The following is a 16,354-nucleotide window of genomic DNA, read 5'->3' as shown; positions in this document are numbered from 1 at the left end:
ACCGTACGGCAAACCGTGAACGGGCGGTGCGGGGGGCTGCCCCCCGCACCGCCCGTTCACGTGGATCCGGCACCCGGGTCCACGCTCCCGCTCGGGCTACTCCTGGATGTTCGGGGCCTCCGCGCCGATGGTCGTGGAGTCGCCGTGCCCGGTGTTGACCACCGTGTCCGCGGGCAGCGTCAGCAGCTTCCGGCGGATCGAGTCCACGATGGTCGGGAAGTCCGAGTACGACCTGCCCGTCGCGCCCGGACCGCCCTGGAACAGGGTGTCACCGCTGAACAGCACACCCAGTTCGGGCGCGTACACGCACACCGCCCCCGGCGCGTGGCCCGGGGTGTGCAGCACCGTCAGCTCCGTGCCCCCGACCCGCACGCTCTGACCGTCGGCCAGGTCGCCGTCCGGGGCCCGGTCCGGGTGGGTCATGTCCCACAGCACCCGGTCCTCGGGGTGCAGCAGGATCGGCGCCCCCGTCGCGTCGGCCACCGCGGGGGCGGCGTTGACGTGGTCGTTGTGGCCGTGTGTGCACAGCACCGCCACGACCCGCCGCCCGTCCACCGCGGCGGTGATCGCCCCGGCGTCGTGCGGGGCGTCGATCACGACGACCTCCTCGTCGTCCCCCACCAGCCAGACGTTGTTGTCCACGTCCCAGGAACCGCCGTCCAGGGTGAAGACCCCGGACGTGGTCAGGTGTTCCACTCGCGCGTCACTCACAGTCGCACCACCGATCGCAGTACATCGCCCCGCTCCATGCGGGCGAAGGCCTCCTCGATGTCACCGATACCGATCTCCTCGGTGACGAATCCGTCCAGGTCCAGCCTGCCCTGGGTGTAGAGGTCGATGAGCATGGGGAAGTCGCGGGAGGGCAGGCAGTCGCCGTACCAGGAGGACTTCAGCGCACCGCCCCGGCCGAACACGTCCAGCAGCGGCAGTTCCAGCCGCATCTCGGGGGTGGGCACGCCCACCAGCACCACGGTGCCCGCCAGGTCGCGGGCGTAGAACGCCTGCTCGTAGGTCTTGGGGACGCCGACGGCGTCGATCACCACGTCCGCCCCGAACCCGCCGGTGAGTTCGCGGATCGCCTCGACCGGGTCGATCTGACCGGCGTTGACGGTGTGGGTGGCGCCGAACCCGCGCGCCCACTCCAGCTTGCGGTCCTCCAGGTCCACGGCGATGATCCGGTCGGCCCCGGCCAGGCGGGCCCCGGCCACGGCCGCGCTGCCCACACCGCCGCAGCCGATGACCGCCACCGAGTCGCCGCGACCCACTTCGCCGGTGTTGACGGCGGCCCCGATCCCGGCCATGATCCCGCAGCCCAACAGGCCCGCCGCGGCGGGGGAGGCGGCCGGGTCGACCTTGGTGCACTGGCCGGCGGCGACCAGCGTCTTCTCCGCGAACGCGCCGATCCCCAGGGCGGGGGAGAGCTCGGTGCCGTCCTCCAGGGTCATCTTCTGCTCGGCGTTGTGCGTGTCGAAGCAGTACTGCGGCCGTCCCCGGCGGCAGGCGCGGCACTGCCCGCACACGGCACGCCAGTTGAGGATGACGTAGTCGCCGGGCTCGACGCTGGTGACACCGGCACCGACGGTCTCCACCACGCCCGCGGCCTCGTGGCCGAGCAGGAAGGGGTACTCGTCGTTGATCCCGCCCTCGCGGTAGTGCAGGTCGGTGTGGCAGACCCCGCACGCCTGGATCCGGACGACCGCCTCGCCCGGACCGGGGTCGGGAATGACGATGGTGGTCAGTTCGACCGGTGCGCCCTTCGCGCGTGAGATCACACCCTGGACCTGTTGGGACATGCGAGTTCTCCCTGAACCTCGTGGCCGGTGGGCGGTGCCGGAGGGCACCGCCTCAGGTCACCCTGCCGCACCGCCGGTACGCGTGTCCAACATGTGGAAAGTGTGGGACTCACAAATGGGAGTCATCAATCGGATGCTTCTCACCGAGCAGTTGCAGGAAGGCGCGGGTGGCCGCGGAGGGGCGCGCGGAGCCGGGCAGAGCCAGAGCCACCCGCCACCGCGTCCGTCCGGGGAGGGCGGTGCTCCTGAGCCCCTCGGCCTGGGGTTTGTGGGTCACCGGGCGGGGGACCACCGCCACCCCCATCCGCCGGTGCACCAGGTCCAGCAGCGTGTACACGTCGTTGACCTGCAGGGCCACCCGCCGGGCGATCCCGAAGTCGGCGAACGCCCGGTCGGCGCAGTCCCGGGCGCCCCACCCCGGGTGCAGGTCCACGTACTCCTCTTCGCCCAGCGCCTCGGGGAGGGCTTCCCCGCCCACCGGGTGGTCGGCGGCGGTCAGCAGCATCAGCGGCTCTTCGGTGATCCGCAGCAGCCGCACACCCCCGACCGCGTCGAGCGGCCCGGCCACCAGGGCGGCGTCGAGCCTGCCCGTGCCCACCAGGTCGAGCAGCTGCCCGGTGGCGGCCTGCTGGAGGTTGATCGCCACGTTGGGGTGGCGCTCCCGGTACCAGTGCAGAAGGGGCGCGGCCTCCACCACGCCCATGCACTGTTCGGTGCCCAGGGACAGGGCGCCGCGCACCCCGTGGTCGTCGGTGACCAGCTCCCGCAGGCCGTCGGTCGCGGCCAGGATGCGCTGGGCCTCGGCCAGGAGAAGCCGCCCGGTCGGGGTCGGGGTGACCCGGCGGGTGGTGCGCAGCAGCAGTTGCGCGTCGAGGTCCCGTTCCAGGGCGCGGATCGACGCGGACAGGCCGGACTGGGTGATGCCGAGGTACTCGGCGGCCCGGGTGAAGTGCTCCTCCTCGCAGACCGCGACGAAGTGTCTCAGATGTCGTAGCTCCACATCGCGCAGCCTAAGGGGTCGGGCGCGGTCCCGGACCGGCGAACGGACCCGTCCGGGGCAGGCTTCGGCGGCGGGCCCGGTGCCTGGGAGAACTGACGGGACCGTGTTCAGGCGACCCTTTCGGTTTCCTCGGCAGCCTTGCGGATGCGCTCGGCCGCAGGGGTCAGGCGCCCGGTCCGGTGCAGCCACCAGTCGGCGGGCAGGGTGCCCAGGGGAGGGATGGAGGCGGCCAGCGCGACCAGGGTCGGCCACACCCCCCAGCGGAACTGGTAGGCGGCGACCAGGCTCACCAGTACGTACACCATGAACGCTCCGCCGTGCAGCGGTCCGAAGACCTGCACGCCCAGCTCGCTGCCGCTGCCGAGGTACTTGAAGTACATGCCGACGAGCAGTCCGGCCCAGGTGAAGGCCTCGAAGACGGCCACCACGCGGAAGGTCCGGGCGGTCAGGGATGTGATGCTCAACGCGGTTCCTCGGGCTTGTCGTCGCTGTTCAGGGGAGGTCCCGGGAGACCTCCGGGCCGTGTCCAGGTTAGGCCACCCTTTCCGGGGCCCGCCTCCGGGGCCGTGCCCGCCGAAGGGAAGGGCGACCGGCCAGGTGTCCTGAGCCCGCGCGGTACCACCGTGCACCACGGGAGAGCTTGCACCACGAGGAGGACGGCGGGCGGGTAGTAGCGTCTCCGTATGCCTGAGGAGCCACCAGGAGCCGAGGAGATCCGCGTCCGGTTCCCCGTCGACGACGAGGAACTGTCCCGCCTGCACGCCGAGGCGTTCGACCACGAGTTCGAGCTGACCCCCTGGTCCGAGAGGCTCGCCAGGCACAGCCGATCCTGGGCCGGGGCCTTCGTCGGCGGGAGGCTCGTGGGCTTCGTCCACGCCGTGTGGGACGGCGGCAAGCACGCGTTCCTGCTGGACACGGCGGTGGCCCCGGACATGGGGCGCCGCGGTGTCGGCGGGCGCGTCGTCGCGGCCCTGACCGAGGACCTGCGCGGGTCGGGCGTGGAGTGGCTGCACGTCGACTACGAGCCGCACCTCGAAGGGTTCTACCGGCGGGCCTGCGGGTTCGGTCCCACCCGGGCGGGCCTGCTCCGGCTGCGGTGAGGCCGCCCCGCGTCCGGACCCCGGCCCCACGGCCTCGCCCTGCTGACCGCGGAGTACTAGGCAGCGGTCAGGGGCGTGTCCGGACCGGGGTGTGGTTGCCTTGTGGCGGCACTGTCACCGAAGGCCGGGAGTTCTCCGTGCGCTGGACCGTTCACTCCGAAACCTCCCTCTACACCGACCGGTGGTTGGACATCCGGGTCGCTGACGTGGAGATCAGCGGTGGACGCCGCCTGGAACACCGGCTGATCCGCTCCGCGCCCGGAGCCGGGGCGGTGGTCGTGAACCGTCACGACGAGGTCCTGCTGGAGTGGCGGCACCGGTTCATCACCGACACCTGGGCCTACGAGATCCCCATGGGTGCCGTCGAGGAGGGTGAGACGCCCGAGGCTGCTGCGGCACGCGAGGTGGAGGAGGAGACGGGGTGGCGTCCGGGTCCGCTGCGACCGCTGGTGTACGTGCAGCCGAGCGCGGGGATCAGCGACTCCGAGCACCATGTCTTCCTCGCGGAGTCCGCCGAACACGTCGGCGACCCGGCCGATGACTGGGAGGCCGAACGCGTCGAGTGGGTGCCCCTCACGGAGGTCCCGAAGCTGGTCGGGGAGCGCAGGCTGGTCAACGGCACATCGATGACGGCCCTGCTGTACCTGTACGGGACGGGCCGCCCGGGATGAGCGCCCGCAACAGTGACCGGAACCGGGGCGAGGGCCCGCCTGCCCTGCTGTCGAACAACCGAGCCAAGGAGCCGGCGTGACCCGCATCGGTATCACCGGTCACTCGAACCTCACCCCGGACAGCGTGCCGCTGGTACGCGCGGCCCTGGCCGAGGCACTCGCCTCCCATGCGGGTGACGGTCTCGTCGGCGTCTCCTGCCTGGCGCGCGGGGCCGACCAGCTCTTCGCCGAGGCCGTGCTCCGGGCGGGCGGCGGGCTCGAAGTGGTCCTGCCCTCCGTCGACTACCGGGAGGCCAAGGTCAAGCCCGACAACCTCGAACGGTTCGACACCCTGCTCATGCGTTCGACCCTGGTGCGGTACATGCCGCACCGGACCGCGGACAGGGCCGCCTACACCGACGCCAACGAGGCGGTCCTGGGCGGGATCGACCGCCTGTTCGCCGTGTGGGACGGCAGGCCCGCGGGCGGCCGGGGCGGGACCGGTGACGCCGTCGGGGCCGCCCGGGAGCGCGGGGTGCCCGTCGACGTCATCTGGCCCGCAGGGGCCCGCCGGGAGTAGCCGGGGCGGGGAGTCCGGCGGCCCTCGCCCCTCCGGACCTGTTCCGGTCGGCCCGGGGTCGTTCCGGTCGTGACATGAAACGCCCCTGTTCCGGCGGATACGGATAAGGTCCTCCTGCCCCCGGCGTACGGGGATCACCGGATACGGAACGGATACGGGCTGTCGTGCGTGGATACCTGTCCTTCCTGAGAGCCGACCGGCGCTGGCTGCTGGGCTGTTTCGCGCTCTTCCTGTTCTGCTCCTTCGGGCACACCTTCTTCGTCTCCCTCTTCTCCGCCGACATCCGGGAGTCCCTGGGCCTGTCGCACGGGCAGTTCGGGTCCCTGTTCACGGCTGCGACCCTGGCGGGCGCCCTGGCACTGGCCCAACTCGGCAAGGTCGTGGACCGCCACCCCGCCGGACGGGTCGTGCCCGCGCTCATGCTGATGCTGGCCGCGGGAGCAGTGGCCCTGGCGCTCGCCACCAACGTGTGGGTCCTCCTGCTGGCCCTGTTCCTCCTGCGCCTGTTCGGTCAGGGGATGCTCTCGCACACCTCGTTCACCCTGGCCGGGCGGTGGTTCGACCGGGAACGCGGCCGTGCCACCTCGGTGGCCACCCTGGGGCTGAACACGGCGGAGGCCCTGTTCCCGCTCGCCGTCGTGGCGGTGCTGGCCGCCGTCGGCTGGCGGGAGGCCTGGTGGCTCGTGGCCGGTGCGCTCGTACTGCTCGCCTGGCCGATGTCCGTTCTCGTGCGCAGGGAACGCACTCCGCCCCGGGCCGCCGGTGACCGGCCGACGGCCCCGGCCCGCAGCTGGACCAGGAACCAGACCCTGCGGGACCCCTACTTCTTCCTGCTGCTCACCGCGATGGCGGCTCCGGCGCTCATCGGCAACACGGTGTTCTTCCACCAGGCGCACCTGGCCGAGCTGCGGGGCTGGCCACCCGCACTGTCCGCCTCGGCCTTCTCCGTGTACGCGGCGGTGACCGTCGCGGCCAACCTGGCGGGCGGCGTCCTCGTCGACCGGGTCACCGGGCTCCGGCTCGTGCCCTGCTTCCTGATTCCCCTGGGGCTGGGGCTGCTCGTCCTGGCGGTCGCCGAGGGTCCGTGGAGCATCCTGGTGTTCATGGCCCTCTACGGGGTCACGAACGGCCTGTCCCTCAGCCTGATCGGCGCCGTGTGGCCGGAGGTGTACGGGGTCGCCCACCTCGGAGCGATCCGGTCGAACATCGTGGTGGTGCTGGTTCTGGCCTCGGCCGCGGGTCCCGGGGCCGCCGGTCTCCTCATCGACGCGGGGGTGGGGTACCCGGCCCAGGTCGCCGCCCTCGGCGCGTACTGCCTGCTGGCGTCGGCTGCCGCGCTGTGGTTCGTGCCGCGGATCCGGGCCCGGCTCCGCCTGGAGCGGAGCCGGGCGGTGTGAGACATCCGACCTGATCGGACCCACTCGGACGCGGGTTCCGGAAGGCGGAGCCGGATTCAGGCGCCGGGTTCGGGGAAGGGTTCGGGGGACACCGAGCGACGATGAGAGGGGGAGTGATGGCCGAGCTCGAACAGGCCCGGTATCCGGCCGGGGTTCCCTGCTGGGTGGAGCTCTCCGAACCCGGGGACGAACTCGCGACCGCGTTCTTCGGGGACGTGCTCGGATGGCGGTTCGAGGACCGCACACCCGAGGGGGCTCCGAAACCCTACTTCGTGGCGCACCTCCCCGACCGCGAAGGCGACGTCGCCGGACAGGGCTCGTTGCTCGCCGAACCCGTGGACGCACCCGTGTGGACCACCTACGTGCGGGTGGACAGCGCGGACGAGACCGCCGAACGGGTGGTCGCGGCGGGCGGCAGCGTCCTGCGCGGACCTGACGACGTCGAGGGTGTCGCCCGCGTGGCGGTCTGCGCCGACTCGGCGGGGGCCCGGTTCGGGCTCTGGGAGGCCCGGGGAAGCGGCGGCGCCCACCTGGTGAACATGCCGGGGACCTGGAACTTCAGCAACCTGGTCACCTCCGACCCGGAGGCCGCGGAGGCCTTCTACGGTGAGGTCTTCGGCTGGAAGATCCAGCGGGTGACCATGGGAGGGGCCGAGGAGGCCACGATGCTGTACCTTCCGGGGTACGGCGACTTCCGGGAGAAGCAGGACCCGGGGCTCCGGGACCGGCACGCCGCGACCGGCGCACCCGAGGGGTTCATGGACGCGGTCGGCTGGTTGTCGGTGGTCCCCTACGAGGCCCTCGCGGACACCGTGCCGCAGTGGTCCGTGGAGTTCACCGTCTCGGACGCCGAATCGGTCCTGAGCCGGGTCGCGCAGCTCGGCGGAACCGTCGTCACCCCCCTCGCCGACCTGGGCGGCCTGCGTTACGGCGCCTTCCAGGACCCGAGGGGTGCGGCCATCGCGGTCAACGAGTTCCACCGCCCTGCGGAGTGAGACCGGGTCCGAACCCGAGAGGTTTCGCACCGGTGCTTCGGCGCCGGTGAGCACCGGAGCACGAGGGGTCCCCTCGCTGGACGGGGTGGCTGTGCCCGCCCTCCGACCGGGCCCGAAACTCCGGTACGACAGTGCCGCCCGTCCTTCGCGCCTCCGTGCGGGAGGCGTCCGAAGGCTGGGCGGTGGGTTGTGCACAGCCGTGGTTTCCCCCTTGCCGCTGGTGTTGCCGCTGCGCAGACTGGAGCCGGAGGCAGCTCCCCGGCCCCAGCACTCGCACAGCGACCCTGCGGAGCGGCTGAGAGTCTCCAACCGGTACCAGGGGAGGGGCCCGGAAGCGGTGGTGGAGCGTCCGCTCAGCCCTGGATGAGCTTCATCGACACGTAGGCGTGGAAGCCGCTCCACCTGGTGTGGTTGACTCGGCGGCGCCTGTACTCCCGGAACCCGAGGCGCTGGTAGAGACCGAGCGCGGCCTCGTTGTCGTCCTTGATGTCCTCCAACGTGTACTCGTCGTACCCGGGGAGGGCGAGGATGTGGTTCAGTACGGCCTTCGCAGCACCCCGGCCGCGGAACCGCCGGGAGCTGGCGACGAAGCCGATCTCGGCCCGGCCCGCCTGCGGAGCGGGGCCGTTTCCCTGGAAGTGCTTGCGGAACACCCGGTCCGCGATGGTCCCCCTGACCGGACCGAGGTGTTCGCGCAGAGTCCGGGCGTCGTGGTCGATGGCCTCCTGGCTGCCTTCGGTGAGGCTGGCCAGTGCCGCCGGCCGCCCGTCGATCAGGGCCACGTGGAACCGTTCCAGCACCAGCATGTGCTCGATGGCCGTGACGAGCCGCTCCGGGTCCTTCGCGAAGTAGGCCAGGTCCTCGCCGAACCCGTCGACGAACACCTCCGCGATCCCGTGCCGGTGTTCCTCGCCCAGTTCGTCGCCGCGCCGGACCTCGATCATCACCGTCTCCTCAGACATCGCCGCCCTCCTCGAGCAGAAGCCCCATCACGGTGGACGCGGTCGGTACGGTGCCCTCCTCGCCCAGCGCGGAGCGCATCGTCACCAGACCGTCGAACACAGCGAAGAAGCAGGTCGCCAGTTCCTCGGGCGGTCCGGGGCGCAGGGTCCCCTGTTCCTGGCCGAGGCCGATCAGCCGCACGGTCGCCCTGAGCAGTTCCGTGTTCCGTTCGACCAGTTCGCGGACGGCGGGCGGGGCTTCCGGTCCTGCGCTGCCCCCCTGGGTGAACGCCTGGTGCATGAGCAGGAAGAAGTCGACGAAGTCCCCCTCGCCCCGCAGGTCTGCCAGGAACTCCCCGGTGAACTCCCGCAGTGACTCCACGGGGGTGTCCGAGTCACGGAACCGTTCGGCTGTCGCCCGCAGACCGGCAGCCGCCGCCGTGACCAGGTCGCCGAAGAGTTCCTCCTTGGTGGCGAAGTGGCGGTAGATCGATCCGGTGCTGATACCGGCCTCCGCCGCGATCTGGCGCATGTTCACCGCCGCGTATCCGTGGCGTGCGAACAGCCGCACCGCCGCCGAGCGCACCCGCTCCCGGGTGGCGGCACGCATCGCCTCGTGCTGTTCCGGAGTCCGTGGCATCGGCCGTCAGCCTCTCATTTTTTGAATGAACATGTGTTCATTGTACCTGGGGTTGCGTGGATGGCAAGAGAGTTGAGTTCGTCCCAGGCTGCGGATGCCGGTGGTTCTGGGCTTCTCGGAACTCGTCCGGGTCGTGTCATGATGACTGGGCACGAGCCAGCTCGTATCTTTGTTGCGGGGAGATAACGGCTTGTGTTGTCGCAGGTCATTAACTGTGAGCCCCGCGCACGCGGGGATGGACCGATGAACCGGGCGGTCTCCTGGGCGCCTCGCTCGTGAGCCCCGCGCACGCGGGAGGAACCGGGGGCCTGTGAGTTCGCTCGGGATCGAACAGACAAGGTCTCGCCCAGCAGCCTGAAACGCCGCCGGTCCCTCGCCAACAGCTCTGGCAAGGGACCGGTTTCGCGTGGCGCTACTTCGTCGCGACCGTACCCACGAGAGCGGACCACTCAACGGCTGTGAAACCGAGATGTCCGAGGTCACGGTTCTGAGTGTCGCGCACGGCGGCTCCGTGAACGTCGGCTCGCGCCTCCACGCAGTTCCCACCCGTGCCGTTGCTGTACGACGACTTGTGCCAGTCTTCGGTCATCATGAGAGGTCGCCTCGAATCTCTTCCAGTTTGGTGCGGGACTCGGGAACCGGCAGCGCAGCGCTCCTCAGTTCTGCGAAAGTCCGGTCGTAGCTTGTCACAACCTCGGGCTGCCTCAGCACGAACCCGGTCTCCTGGCTCTCCACGTATACGAAGGTGCCCGAATCAGGTACTTCGATCAGGGTAAACGCCCCACCCAGTCCGGCATGGCCCTCAGCCTGCAGCGGAACGATCTGGATCCTCAACCGTGGCTTCCAGGACTGGGTGATGAGGTGGTTGATCTGTGCAGTCATCACCTCCGGGGCCTGAAAACGGCGCATGAGGGCTGATTCGTCCAACAGCACCGTTAGCGCTGGCGGGTGCTTCCGAGAAAGGAGCTCCTGCCGCATTCGGCGGGCAGCAACGGTCTTCTCGATGTGCTCGGGGGCAGCTTGGGGTCGAGCCAGCAGGCTGATCGCACGAACATACCCCTCGACCTGGAGCAGGCCCGGGATCAGCCCCAGAGCGAATTCCCTGATCTCCACCGCAGTCTGCTCGGCTTCGGCGACCTCTCGGAAGTAGGCGCTCGTACCTGCCTCGGAGAATGCCGCGTCCCATGCACTGATCAGCACACCGTGCGCGGTAAGAGCGGAGTCCAACCGGACCACATAGTCCCGCTGCGTCCGTTTCTTCCCCCGTTCGACATCGCTGATCGTGCTCTGACCGACGGTGGAGGCAACGGCGAGTTCTTGCTGGGTCATGGTGGCCTGTAGCCGAAGTTTCTTCACGAGCTTGCCGAACCGGGTCAGCGATACCTGGCCATCGTTGCTCTTCACCACGGAACTCCGGTCGAATATCTGAAGTTATCGCTGCTTATGGAACCTCTACCGAGCTTGCCGATAAGCATAGACCAGGGGACGGGACCCAGGGCAGTGTTTCCGGGGAAAGGGCTGCTCCTCGCAGCTAAAAGCCCCGGGGTCGAAGTCGAAGGCGGACGCACCGGGGCTGTGGCCCACCCCGAAACCCCGAGGCGAGAAGAATGCAGGATATCCCCGCACGACAGGCGGTGCCAGAGCGGCCCTACCCCCGACGGCTCCGGCTCGACAGCCCCCACCAGCACGGCATCCTCCTGGGTCACACCCGCGAGTACGCACCCCTGATCGGCTGGTGCCGCAGTGTCCTGCCCGGGAACGCCCGCCCGCTGATCCAGGTCGCCCGTGCCCTGGTCGACAACGCCCACCGGCACAGCCGTTCCGGGAGTCCCGGCGGCACCGTCCGTGTCGTGCTGGACCGGGCCCGGCCTCTCCTGCCGCACCTCTACGTCACCGACAACGGCCCTCTGCACGGGTCAGGTATCGACTACCCCCGGTTGGAGAGGCAGGCAGACGGGTGCGGTCTGGCCCTCGTTGAGCGGCTTTCCGTGTACTGGGACTTCTCCTGGTCCTGGGACGGGCACCGTATTCGCGAACTGACCGTTCAGGTCGTTCTGGATCTCACCGACTGGTGAGACCATTTCCCGAGAACCAGAACGGGCCCGGAAAGCGCTGCAACGCTTTCCGAGCCCCGATCCCGAAATCCAACATCCCAAAACAAGAAGAAAGCAGGATCAATGACGAACCCTATCCCCGAACCCCGGGGCGCCGCACGGGTTTCGCTTCGTGAATCCGCCCAGTCCGGACCGGCCTGCGACACCTGCGCCCACCGGACCTGTCGCCTCCTGCGCGCCCGTCACCTGCCCCTCCTGGGCGGCCACCGCCGCGAGTTCGCCCGCGAACACCTGCGTGCCGCCGCTCTGCAGGCCCGCAACCCGCACCGGCTCATCTGGTTCGGTGAGAGCACCCAGTCCTACTGGGTCGCCGACGCCCGGGGCCTGACCGAGGCCGCCGACTCCGGGAGCCTGCTCGTACTGCTGGACCCCTGCCCGGAGTGGTAGCCCCGCCGCTCCCCGCCGGAGGAACCCGAACGGCTCCACACCTTTCTGCTCCGACGGGCCCGCCCGTGAACATCTACGCGCCACCGAGGCGGGCACGCCGAGGCCGCGCCGAGGGCCCTGCCCCCGGCGCGGTCGAAACAGACGCCCTCCCCGGCGCTCAGGCCAGCGCGGTCCTCAGATCACCCCGAACCCTCCGCCCGCCCCGACCCCCCAGGACCCCGGCCCCTCAGGACAGGCGCGGGGTCCGGGGCGGTTCCTGACGGCGCTGCCCGGTCGCCTCGAAGGCCGCCGCGATCCTCAGCAGCCGTGCGTCGTCGTAGGCGCGTCCGGCGAAGGTCAGCCCCACCGGCATACCGGTGTCGGGCATCGTGCCCATCGGCACCGTCACCGTGGGGATGCCCAGGTGCCGCCAGACGAGGTTCCCGTTGGCGACCCACACCCCGTTGCGCCAGGCGACGTCGGCGGACTCGGGGTTCACGTCGGCGTCTGCCGGGGCGACGTCGGCCACCGCCGGGAAGGCGATCGCGTCCAGCCTCAGCTCGTCCAGCCAGTCCTCGAAGTCGATCCGGCGCGTGCGCTCCAGGCCCCGGACCCCCTCCTCCAGGTGCGGGATCTCGGTGAGGGAGGAGGGGACCCCCGTGCGGCGCACGAACTCCGGATAGGCGGCGATGTCGTCGTCGAACCCGTCGTAGCGGTCCGGAAGGGTGCCCGGCTCGTGCGGGAAGATGCGGGCGCCGTCGACCTGTCCCAGGTCGTTCAGCTCCGGGTCGCCGTTGGCGCGCAGGAAGTCCTGCCAGGACCAGGCGGACAGGTCCAGCAGCTCACGGTCCAGGTACTCCCGGCTGACCAGCCCCCGCGTCCTGATGGTGGGGGCGCCCGGCCGGTCGCCCTCGTAGTTGGTCACCACCGGCAGGTCCGTCTCCCGGACGCGGACACCGGAGGCCTCCAGGTCGGCCCGGGCCTCCTCCCACAGCCGCAGCACGCTCGGCCGGGTGGCCACCGGCTGCCCGGTGGGACCGCCGATACCGGGGTTCTCCGAGGTCCCCGCCTCGGGGTCCCGGCCGGTGTAGAGCCTCGGGGCACCGATCCTGAGCCCGTCCAGGGCCCGCCGCCCCGCGTCCGCGTCGGCCACACCCAGGTCGGTGAAGGACCCGGGCCGCACCCGGGAGGCCGCCGGGACCTCGACCCAGGGCTGGCAGCGCCAGAAGTCCCCGCGCGTCTCGGTGTCGTCGGCGACGAGCACCTCCAGCAGCTCCAGCATGTCGGTCATGGTGCGGGTGTGCGGCACCACCACGTCCATGGTGGGCACCAGCGGCCAGTTCCCCCGGATGGAGACGACCCCCCAGGACGGGGTGTAGGCGCAGAGCGCGTTGTTGGAGGCGGGCGCGCGCCCGGACGACCAGGTCTCCTCGGCCAGCCCGAAGGCGGCGAAGCTGGCGGCGGTGGCCGTGCCCGAGCCGTTGGAGGAACCCGAGGCGAAGGCCGAGGTCAGGTAGTCCCCGTTGTAGGGGCTCTCGGCGCGCCCGTACACACCGCGCTGCATGCCGCCGTTGGCCATCGGCGGCATGTTGGTCAGCCCGATCAGCACGGCCCCGTTCTCACGCAGCCGCTGCACCGTGAACGAGTCGCGCTGGGCCACCAGGTGCTCGAAGGCCGGGGATCCGCCCGCGACCGTCAGCCCGCGCGCCTGGTAGCTGTCCTTGGCGGTGTAGGGGATCCCGTCCAGCGGCCCCAGGACCCGACCGCGCGCCCGGCGCTCGTCGGAGGCCCGGGCCTCGGCGAGGGCGTCGGGGTTCGCCACCACCACGGCGTTGAGCGCGATCCCGCTCCGGTCGTAGGCCTCGATCCGCGCCAGGTAGTTGCGCACCAGCGTCTCACTGCTCACGCGGCCCCGCTCCAGGTCCTCGCGCAGCTGCGGGATCGTGGCCTCGACGACGTCGTAGAGCTCCATCAGTGTGTCCTCTCCTGCTCACACGGGGTCGGCTGCTGCTGGGTGATGCAGTGGACGCCGCCGCCGAAACGGAAGATGTCGCGGGCGTCGACCTGCTCGATCCGGCGGCCCGGGTAGGCCTCGGCCAGGATGCGCGCGGCCTCCTCGTCCCGCGGGTCGTCGAAGGCGCACAGCACCACGACCCCGTTGGCGACGTAGTGGTTGATGTAGGACCAGTCGACGAACTCCCCGTCCTCGTCGGTGAGGGTTTCGGGGGCGGGCACGTCGACGATGCGCAGCGGGTTGCCGTCGGCGTCCGTAGCGTTCTCCAGGACCCGGCGCAGGGACCGGGTGATCTCGTGGTCCGGGTGGCGGGGGTCGTCCTGACGGTGCAACAGCACGGTGCCGGACTCGGTGAAGCTGGCCACGATGTCGACGTGCCCGCGGGTGCCGAACTCGTCGTAGTCGCGCCAGAGCCCGCGGGGCAGCCAGACGGCGTGGCTGGTGCCCAGCCTCGCGTGGATCCGCGCCTCCACGTCCGCCCTGTCCAGCCCCGGGTTGCGGTCCGGGTCCAGCTGCACGGTCTCGGTCAGCAGGACCGTGCCGCAGGCGTCGACGTGGAACCCGCCGCCCTCGTTGACCAGGCTGCTCGGGATCCGGGGGACCCCGGCCAGCTCGGCCATCCGGCCGCCCACGAGCCGGTCCGACTCCCAGGCCGCCCACCCCTGGGCGCCCCAGCCGTTGAAGACCCAGTCCACGCCCCGGACGCTCCCGTCGCGACCGTGCACGAAGGTGAGCCCGATGTCGCGCATCCAGGCGTCGTCCAGGGGCATCACCACCGTTTCGACCCCGAGTCCGAGCAGTGCCGCGGCCGTCTCGGCGTCCTCGGGGGAGACCGCCACCGTCACGGGTTCGTGGCGTGCGATGGTGCGGGCCACCGCCGTCCACGCCGTACGGGCACGCTCCAGGGTCGGGCTCCCGTGCGGTCCGAAGGTGTCGTTGGCGGGCGGGAAGGCCATCCAGGTGCGTTCGTGCGGCGCCCACTCCGGTGGCATCACCGTGGTGGGGGGCTCGTCGGCGGAACTGTGAGCGAACATGCCAATCCTTGTCAGGGAACAGGGGTCACGGGACCCGGGGCGGGGCCGGGCCCACAGTGGGCCCGGCCCCGGGGTGTCAGCCCTGCGTGGGGTACTCCGTGGTCACGAACCGGCGTCGGAAGAACTCGGGGCTGCGCAGGTACTGCACGACCATGGCCGCGCCCCCGAGGACGAAGATGGCGACCCCCAGGACGAACACCAGCCCGATCCCGCCGATCTGCGACCCGGAGCCGTAGGCGGGGTCCATGGAGTCCCAGGCGGTCTGGAAGAAGAAGACGAGCAGCAGGAGCCCGCCGATCAGCGGTGCCACCAGCTTGGTGAACAGGCCGCCCAACGACGCGGTGGCCTCGCGCCGGAAGTACCAGGCGCAGGCGAGGGCGGTCACGCCGTAGTAGAAGCAGACCATCATGCCCAGCGTGGTGATGGTGTCCCACAGGACGTTCTCGGAGAGCACCCGCATGACCGCGTAGAAGACCGAGGCGATGACCACCGACACGACGGTCGCGTAGCCGGGGGTCCGGTGCACCGGGCTGACCCGGGCGTACTTCGGCGAGAGCGCCCCGTAGTGGCCCATCGCGAGCATGGTGCGCGCCGGCGAGATCATCGTGGACTGCAGCGAGGAGGCCGAGGAGGACAGCACCGCCAGGGACATCAGGACGGCGAAGGGGCCCATCACCGGGCCGGCCAGCGCCGCGAAGACGTTCTCCTGGATGCCGGGGTTGCCCAGGCCGAACTCACCGGTGGAGACACCCGCGAAGGAGAGGGTGGCCACCGACACCGCGGTGTAGAGCGCGACGACCACCAGGATGGTGGCGATGGCGGCCTTGCCCGGGGTCGTCGTCGCGCCGCGGCTCTCCTCGTTCATCGTCACGACCACGTCCCAGCCCCAGTAGATGAAGACCGACAGGGCCACACCGGCGGCGAAGGCGGAGAAGGAGTCGACGCCGAAGGGGTTGAACCACTCCAGCCGCACGGGGGTGGCGTCAAAGGCCGAACCGGCGTTGACCTGGACGAACGCGGCGATCGAGAACCACACCAGCACCACGAGCTGGAACGTGACCAGGATGTACTGGAAGGTCTTGGTGGCCTCCAGTCCCCGGTAGGAGATCCAGGCGGCTGCGGCCATGAAGGCCAGGCAGGTCAGGATGTTGACCGGCACGTTGCGGGTCAGTTCGGCGATCTGCCCCTGGCCGGTCAGCTGCGCGATCGCCAGGTAGAAGAAGTCGACGGCGATCCCCGCGAGGTTGGACAGCACCAGGATGGTCGCGGCCAGCAGGCACCAGCTGGCCATCCAGCCGACCCAGGGGCCGAAGGCCCGGGAGGCCCAGGTGAAGGTGGTGCCGGAGTCGGGCATCGCCTTGTTGAGCTGGCGGTAGCCGATCGCCACCAGCAGCATCGGGACGAAGCCGACCAGCAGGATCGCGGGCAGGTGCTCACCGACGGCGGAGGCCGTCGGGCCCAGGGCGCCCGAGAGGGTGTAGGCCGGGGCGATGGTGGAGACGCCGATGACCAGGCCTCCCAGGAGTCCGATCGCTCCCTTGCTGAGGCCCTTCCAGTTGTTCGGGGTGTCGGTGCCGGCCTCTGCCGGCTGTCCGGTGGTGTGGGTCATGGGTTCTTCCTGTGGTCGCCGGGTGGGTGTCGGCGCCGAGGGGACGGCGCCGCGGGAACCGGTGGGCCTGCGGGCCCACCAGGGGATGGGGTTCGTGCGCCGCGGCGCCGATCCCTCGGGA

Annotated in this window: 18 protein-coding genes; 7 read left to right on the top strand and 11 right to left on the bottom strand. The window is 70.8% G+C overall.

Features of this window, described 5'->3' with window-relative positions; genetic code table 11:
- Positions 1-96 precede the first annotated feature (96 nt).
- The 4 genes from ACUKCB_RS07760 to ACUKCB_RS07745 all read right to left on the bottom strand — a co-directional run bounded on the left by ACUKCB_RS07760 (position 97) and on the right by ACUKCB_RS07745 (position 3,257).
- The gene (locus ACUKCB_RS07760) at positions 97-711 is read right to left on the bottom strand and encodes an MBL fold metallo-hydrolase (RefSeq protein ID WP_473039809.1); all 615 of its coding nucleotides are present in this window, start codon (positions 709-711) and stop codon (positions 97-99) included.
- On the bottom strand, positions 708-1,793 hold the full coding sequence (locus ACUKCB_RS07755; protein WP_473039808.1) for an S-(hydroxymethyl)mycothiol dehydrogenase: 1,086 nt from the start codon (positions 1,791-1,793) through the stop codon (positions 708-710). The genes ACUKCB_RS07760 and ACUKCB_RS07755 overlap by 4 nt, the downstream gene beginning before the upstream one ends.
- A gap of 109 nt (positions 1,794-1,902) precedes the next feature.
- Positions 1,903-2,793 carry a LysR substrate-binding domain-containing protein gene (locus ACUKCB_RS07750; protein WP_473039807.1) on the bottom strand — a complete coding sequence of 297 codons (891 nt, stop codon included), beginning with the start codon at positions 2,791-2,793 and terminating at the stop codon, positions 1,903-1,905.
- Positions 2,794-2,900: 107 nt separating this feature from the next.
- Complete coding sequence (locus ACUKCB_RS07745; protein WP_473039806.1) at positions 2,901-3,257, bottom strand: DUF3817 domain-containing protein; 357 nt, start codon at positions 3,255-3,257, stop codon at positions 2,901-2,903.
- Positions 3,258-3,476: 219 nt separating this feature from the next.
- On the opposite strand from ACUKCB_RS07745, the gene ACUKCB_RS07740 reads away from it, so the two are divergent.
- The 5 genes from ACUKCB_RS07740 to ACUKCB_RS07720 all read left to right on the top strand — a co-directional run bounded on the left by ACUKCB_RS07740 (position 3,477) and on the right by ACUKCB_RS07720 (position 7,515).
- A complete protein-coding gene (locus tag ACUKCB_RS07740) occupies positions 3,477-3,893 on the top strand; it encodes a GNAT family N-acetyltransferase (RefSeq protein WP_473039805.1) in 417 nt (138 codons plus the stop codon).
- 137 nt (positions 3,894-4,030) lie between these two features.
- Entirely contained in the window at positions 4,031-4,564 is a 534-nt protein-coding gene (locus ACUKCB_RS07735; RefSeq protein WP_473039804.1) for an NUDIX hydrolase, read from the top strand.
- A gap of 76 nt (positions 4,565-4,640) precedes the next feature.
- Entirely contained in the window at positions 4,641-5,123 is a 483-nt protein-coding gene (locus ACUKCB_RS07730; protein ID WP_473039803.1) for a hypothetical protein, read from the top strand.
- A 164-nt stretch (positions 5,124-5,287) separates the two neighbouring features.
- Positions 5,288-6,520 carry an MFS transporter gene (locus ACUKCB_RS07725; protein ID WP_473039802.1) on the top strand — a complete coding sequence of 411 codons (1,233 nt, stop codon included), beginning with the start codon at positions 5,288-5,290 and terminating at the stop codon, positions 6,518-6,520.
- 116 nt (positions 6,521-6,636) lie between these two features.
- Positions 6,637-7,515: a VOC family protein gene (locus ACUKCB_RS07720; protein ID WP_473039801.1), complete on the top strand. Its 879-nt coding sequence runs from the start codon at positions 6,637-6,639 to the stop codon at positions 7,513-7,515.
- Positions 7,516-7,868: 353 nt separating this feature from the next.
- Here ACUKCB_RS07720 and ACUKCB_RS07715 read toward each other — a convergent pair whose 3' ends face one another.
- From ACUKCB_RS07715 to ACUKCB_RS07700, 4 genes are all read right to left on the bottom strand, one after another.
- On the bottom strand, positions 7,869-8,477 hold the full coding sequence (locus ACUKCB_RS07715; RefSeq protein WP_473039800.1) for a GNAT family N-acetyltransferase: 609 nt from the start codon (positions 8,475-8,477) through the stop codon (positions 7,869-7,871).
- The gene (locus tag ACUKCB_RS07710; RefSeq protein WP_473039799.1) at positions 8,470-9,096 is read right to left on the bottom strand and encodes a TetR/AcrR family transcriptional regulator; all 627 of its coding nucleotides are present in this window, start codon (positions 9,094-9,096) and stop codon (positions 8,470-8,472) included. Before ACUKCB_RS07710 ends, ACUKCB_RS07715 begins: the two co-directional genes overlap by 8 nt.
- Positions 9,097-9,508: 412 nt before the next feature.
- Positions 9,509-9,688 (bottom strand): DUF397 domain-containing protein, encoded by a 180-nt coding sequence (locus ACUKCB_RS07705; protein WP_473039798.1) that lies wholly within the window; start codon positions 9,686-9,688, stop codon positions 9,509-9,511.
- A complete protein-coding gene (locus ACUKCB_RS07700) occupies positions 9,685-10,503 on the bottom strand; it encodes a helix-turn-helix domain-containing protein (RefSeq protein ID WP_473039797.1) in 819 nt (272 codons plus the stop codon). The genes ACUKCB_RS07705 and ACUKCB_RS07700 overlap by 4 nt, the downstream gene beginning before the upstream one ends.
- A gap of 200 nt (positions 10,504-10,703) precedes the next feature.
- On the opposite strand from ACUKCB_RS07700, the gene ACUKCB_RS07695 reads away from it, so the two are divergent.
- Both ACUKCB_RS07695 and ACUKCB_RS07690 read left to right on the top strand, forming a co-directional pair.
- Entirely contained in the window at positions 10,704-11,171 is a 468-nt protein-coding gene (locus tag ACUKCB_RS07695; RefSeq protein WP_473039796.1) for an ATP-binding protein, read from the top strand.
- A gap of 102 nt (positions 11,172-11,273) precedes the next feature.
- Positions 11,274-11,597 (top strand): hypothetical protein, encoded by a 324-nt coding sequence (locus ACUKCB_RS07690; RefSeq protein WP_473039795.1) that lies wholly within the window; start codon positions 11,274-11,276, stop codon positions 11,595-11,597.
- Positions 11,598-11,823: 226 nt separating this feature from the next.
- Here ACUKCB_RS07690 and ACUKCB_RS07685 read toward each other — a convergent pair whose 3' ends face one another.
- The 3 genes from ACUKCB_RS07685 to ACUKCB_RS07675 all read right to left on the bottom strand — a co-directional run bounded on the left by ACUKCB_RS07685 (position 11,824) and on the right by ACUKCB_RS07675 (position 16,233).
- Positions 11,824-13,548, bottom strand: coding sequence for an amidase (locus ACUKCB_RS07685; protein ID WP_473039794.1), 1,725 nt, complete (start codon positions 13,546-13,548; stop codon positions 11,824-11,826).
- Positions 13,548-14,624, bottom strand: coding sequence for an agmatine deiminase family protein (locus ACUKCB_RS07680; RefSeq protein ID WP_473039793.1), 1,077 nt, complete (start codon positions 14,622-14,624; stop codon positions 13,548-13,550). Before ACUKCB_RS07680 ends, ACUKCB_RS07685 begins: the two co-directional genes overlap by 1 nt.
- Before the next feature lie 76 nt (positions 14,625-14,700).
- Complete coding sequence (locus ACUKCB_RS07675) at positions 14,701-16,233, bottom strand: APC family permease (RefSeq protein WP_473039792.1); 1,533 nt, start codon at positions 16,231-16,233, stop codon at positions 14,701-14,703.
- Positions 16,234-16,354: the final 121 nt, after the last annotated feature.

The sequence above is a fragment of the Nocardiopsis moroccensis genome (assembly GCF_055763695.1).
The sequence above is the reverse complement of the archived record's forward strand: the minus strand, read 5'-3'. Positions and strand labels throughout refer to the sequence as shown.

Excerpts from the sequence above, each read along its gene's own strand:
- ACUKCB_RS07755 (WP_473039808.1), bottom strand. The coding sequence starts at position 1,793 with ATGTCCCAACAGGTCCAGGGTGTGATCTCACGCGCGAAGGGCGCACCG.
- ACUKCB_RS07740 (WP_473039805.1), top strand. The coding sequence starts at position 3,477 with ATGCCTGAGGAGCCACCAGGAGCCGAGGAGATCCGCGTCCGGTTCCCC.
- ACUKCB_RS07720 (WP_473039801.1), top strand. The coding sequence starts at position 6,637 with ATGGCCGAGCTCGAACAGGCCCGGTATCCGGCCGGGGTTCCCTGCTGG.
- ACUKCB_RS07715 (WP_473039800.1), bottom strand. The coding sequence starts at position 8,477 with ATGTCTGAGGAGACGGTGATGATCGAGGTCCGGCGCGGCGACGAACTG.
- ACUKCB_RS07710 (WP_473039799.1), bottom strand. The coding sequence starts at position 9,096 with ATGCCACGGACTCCGGAACAGCACGAGGCGATGCGTGCCGCCACCCGG.
- ACUKCB_RS07705 (WP_473039798.1), bottom strand. The coding sequence starts at position 9,688 with ATGATGACCGAAGACTGGCACAAGTCGTCGTACAGCAACGGCACGGGT.
- ACUKCB_RS07695 (WP_473039796.1), top strand. The coding sequence starts at position 10,704 with ATGCAGGATATCCCCGCACGACAGGCGGTGCCAGAGCGGCCCTACCCC.
- ACUKCB_RS07690 (WP_473039795.1), top strand. The coding sequence starts at position 11,274 with ATGACGAACCCTATCCCCGAACCCCGGGGCGCCGCACGGGTTTCGCTT.
- ACUKCB_RS07685 (WP_473039794.1), bottom strand. The coding sequence starts at position 13,548 with ATGGAGCTCTACGACGTCGTCGAGGCCACGATCCCGCAGCTGCGCGAG.
- ACUKCB_RS07680 (WP_473039793.1), bottom strand. The coding sequence starts at position 14,624 with ATGTTCGCTCACAGTTCCGCCGACGAGCCCCCCACCACGGTGATGCCA.
- ACUKCB_RS07675 (WP_473039792.1), bottom strand. The coding sequence starts at position 16,233 with ATGACCCACACCACCGGACAGCCGGCAGAGGCCGGCACCGACACCCCG.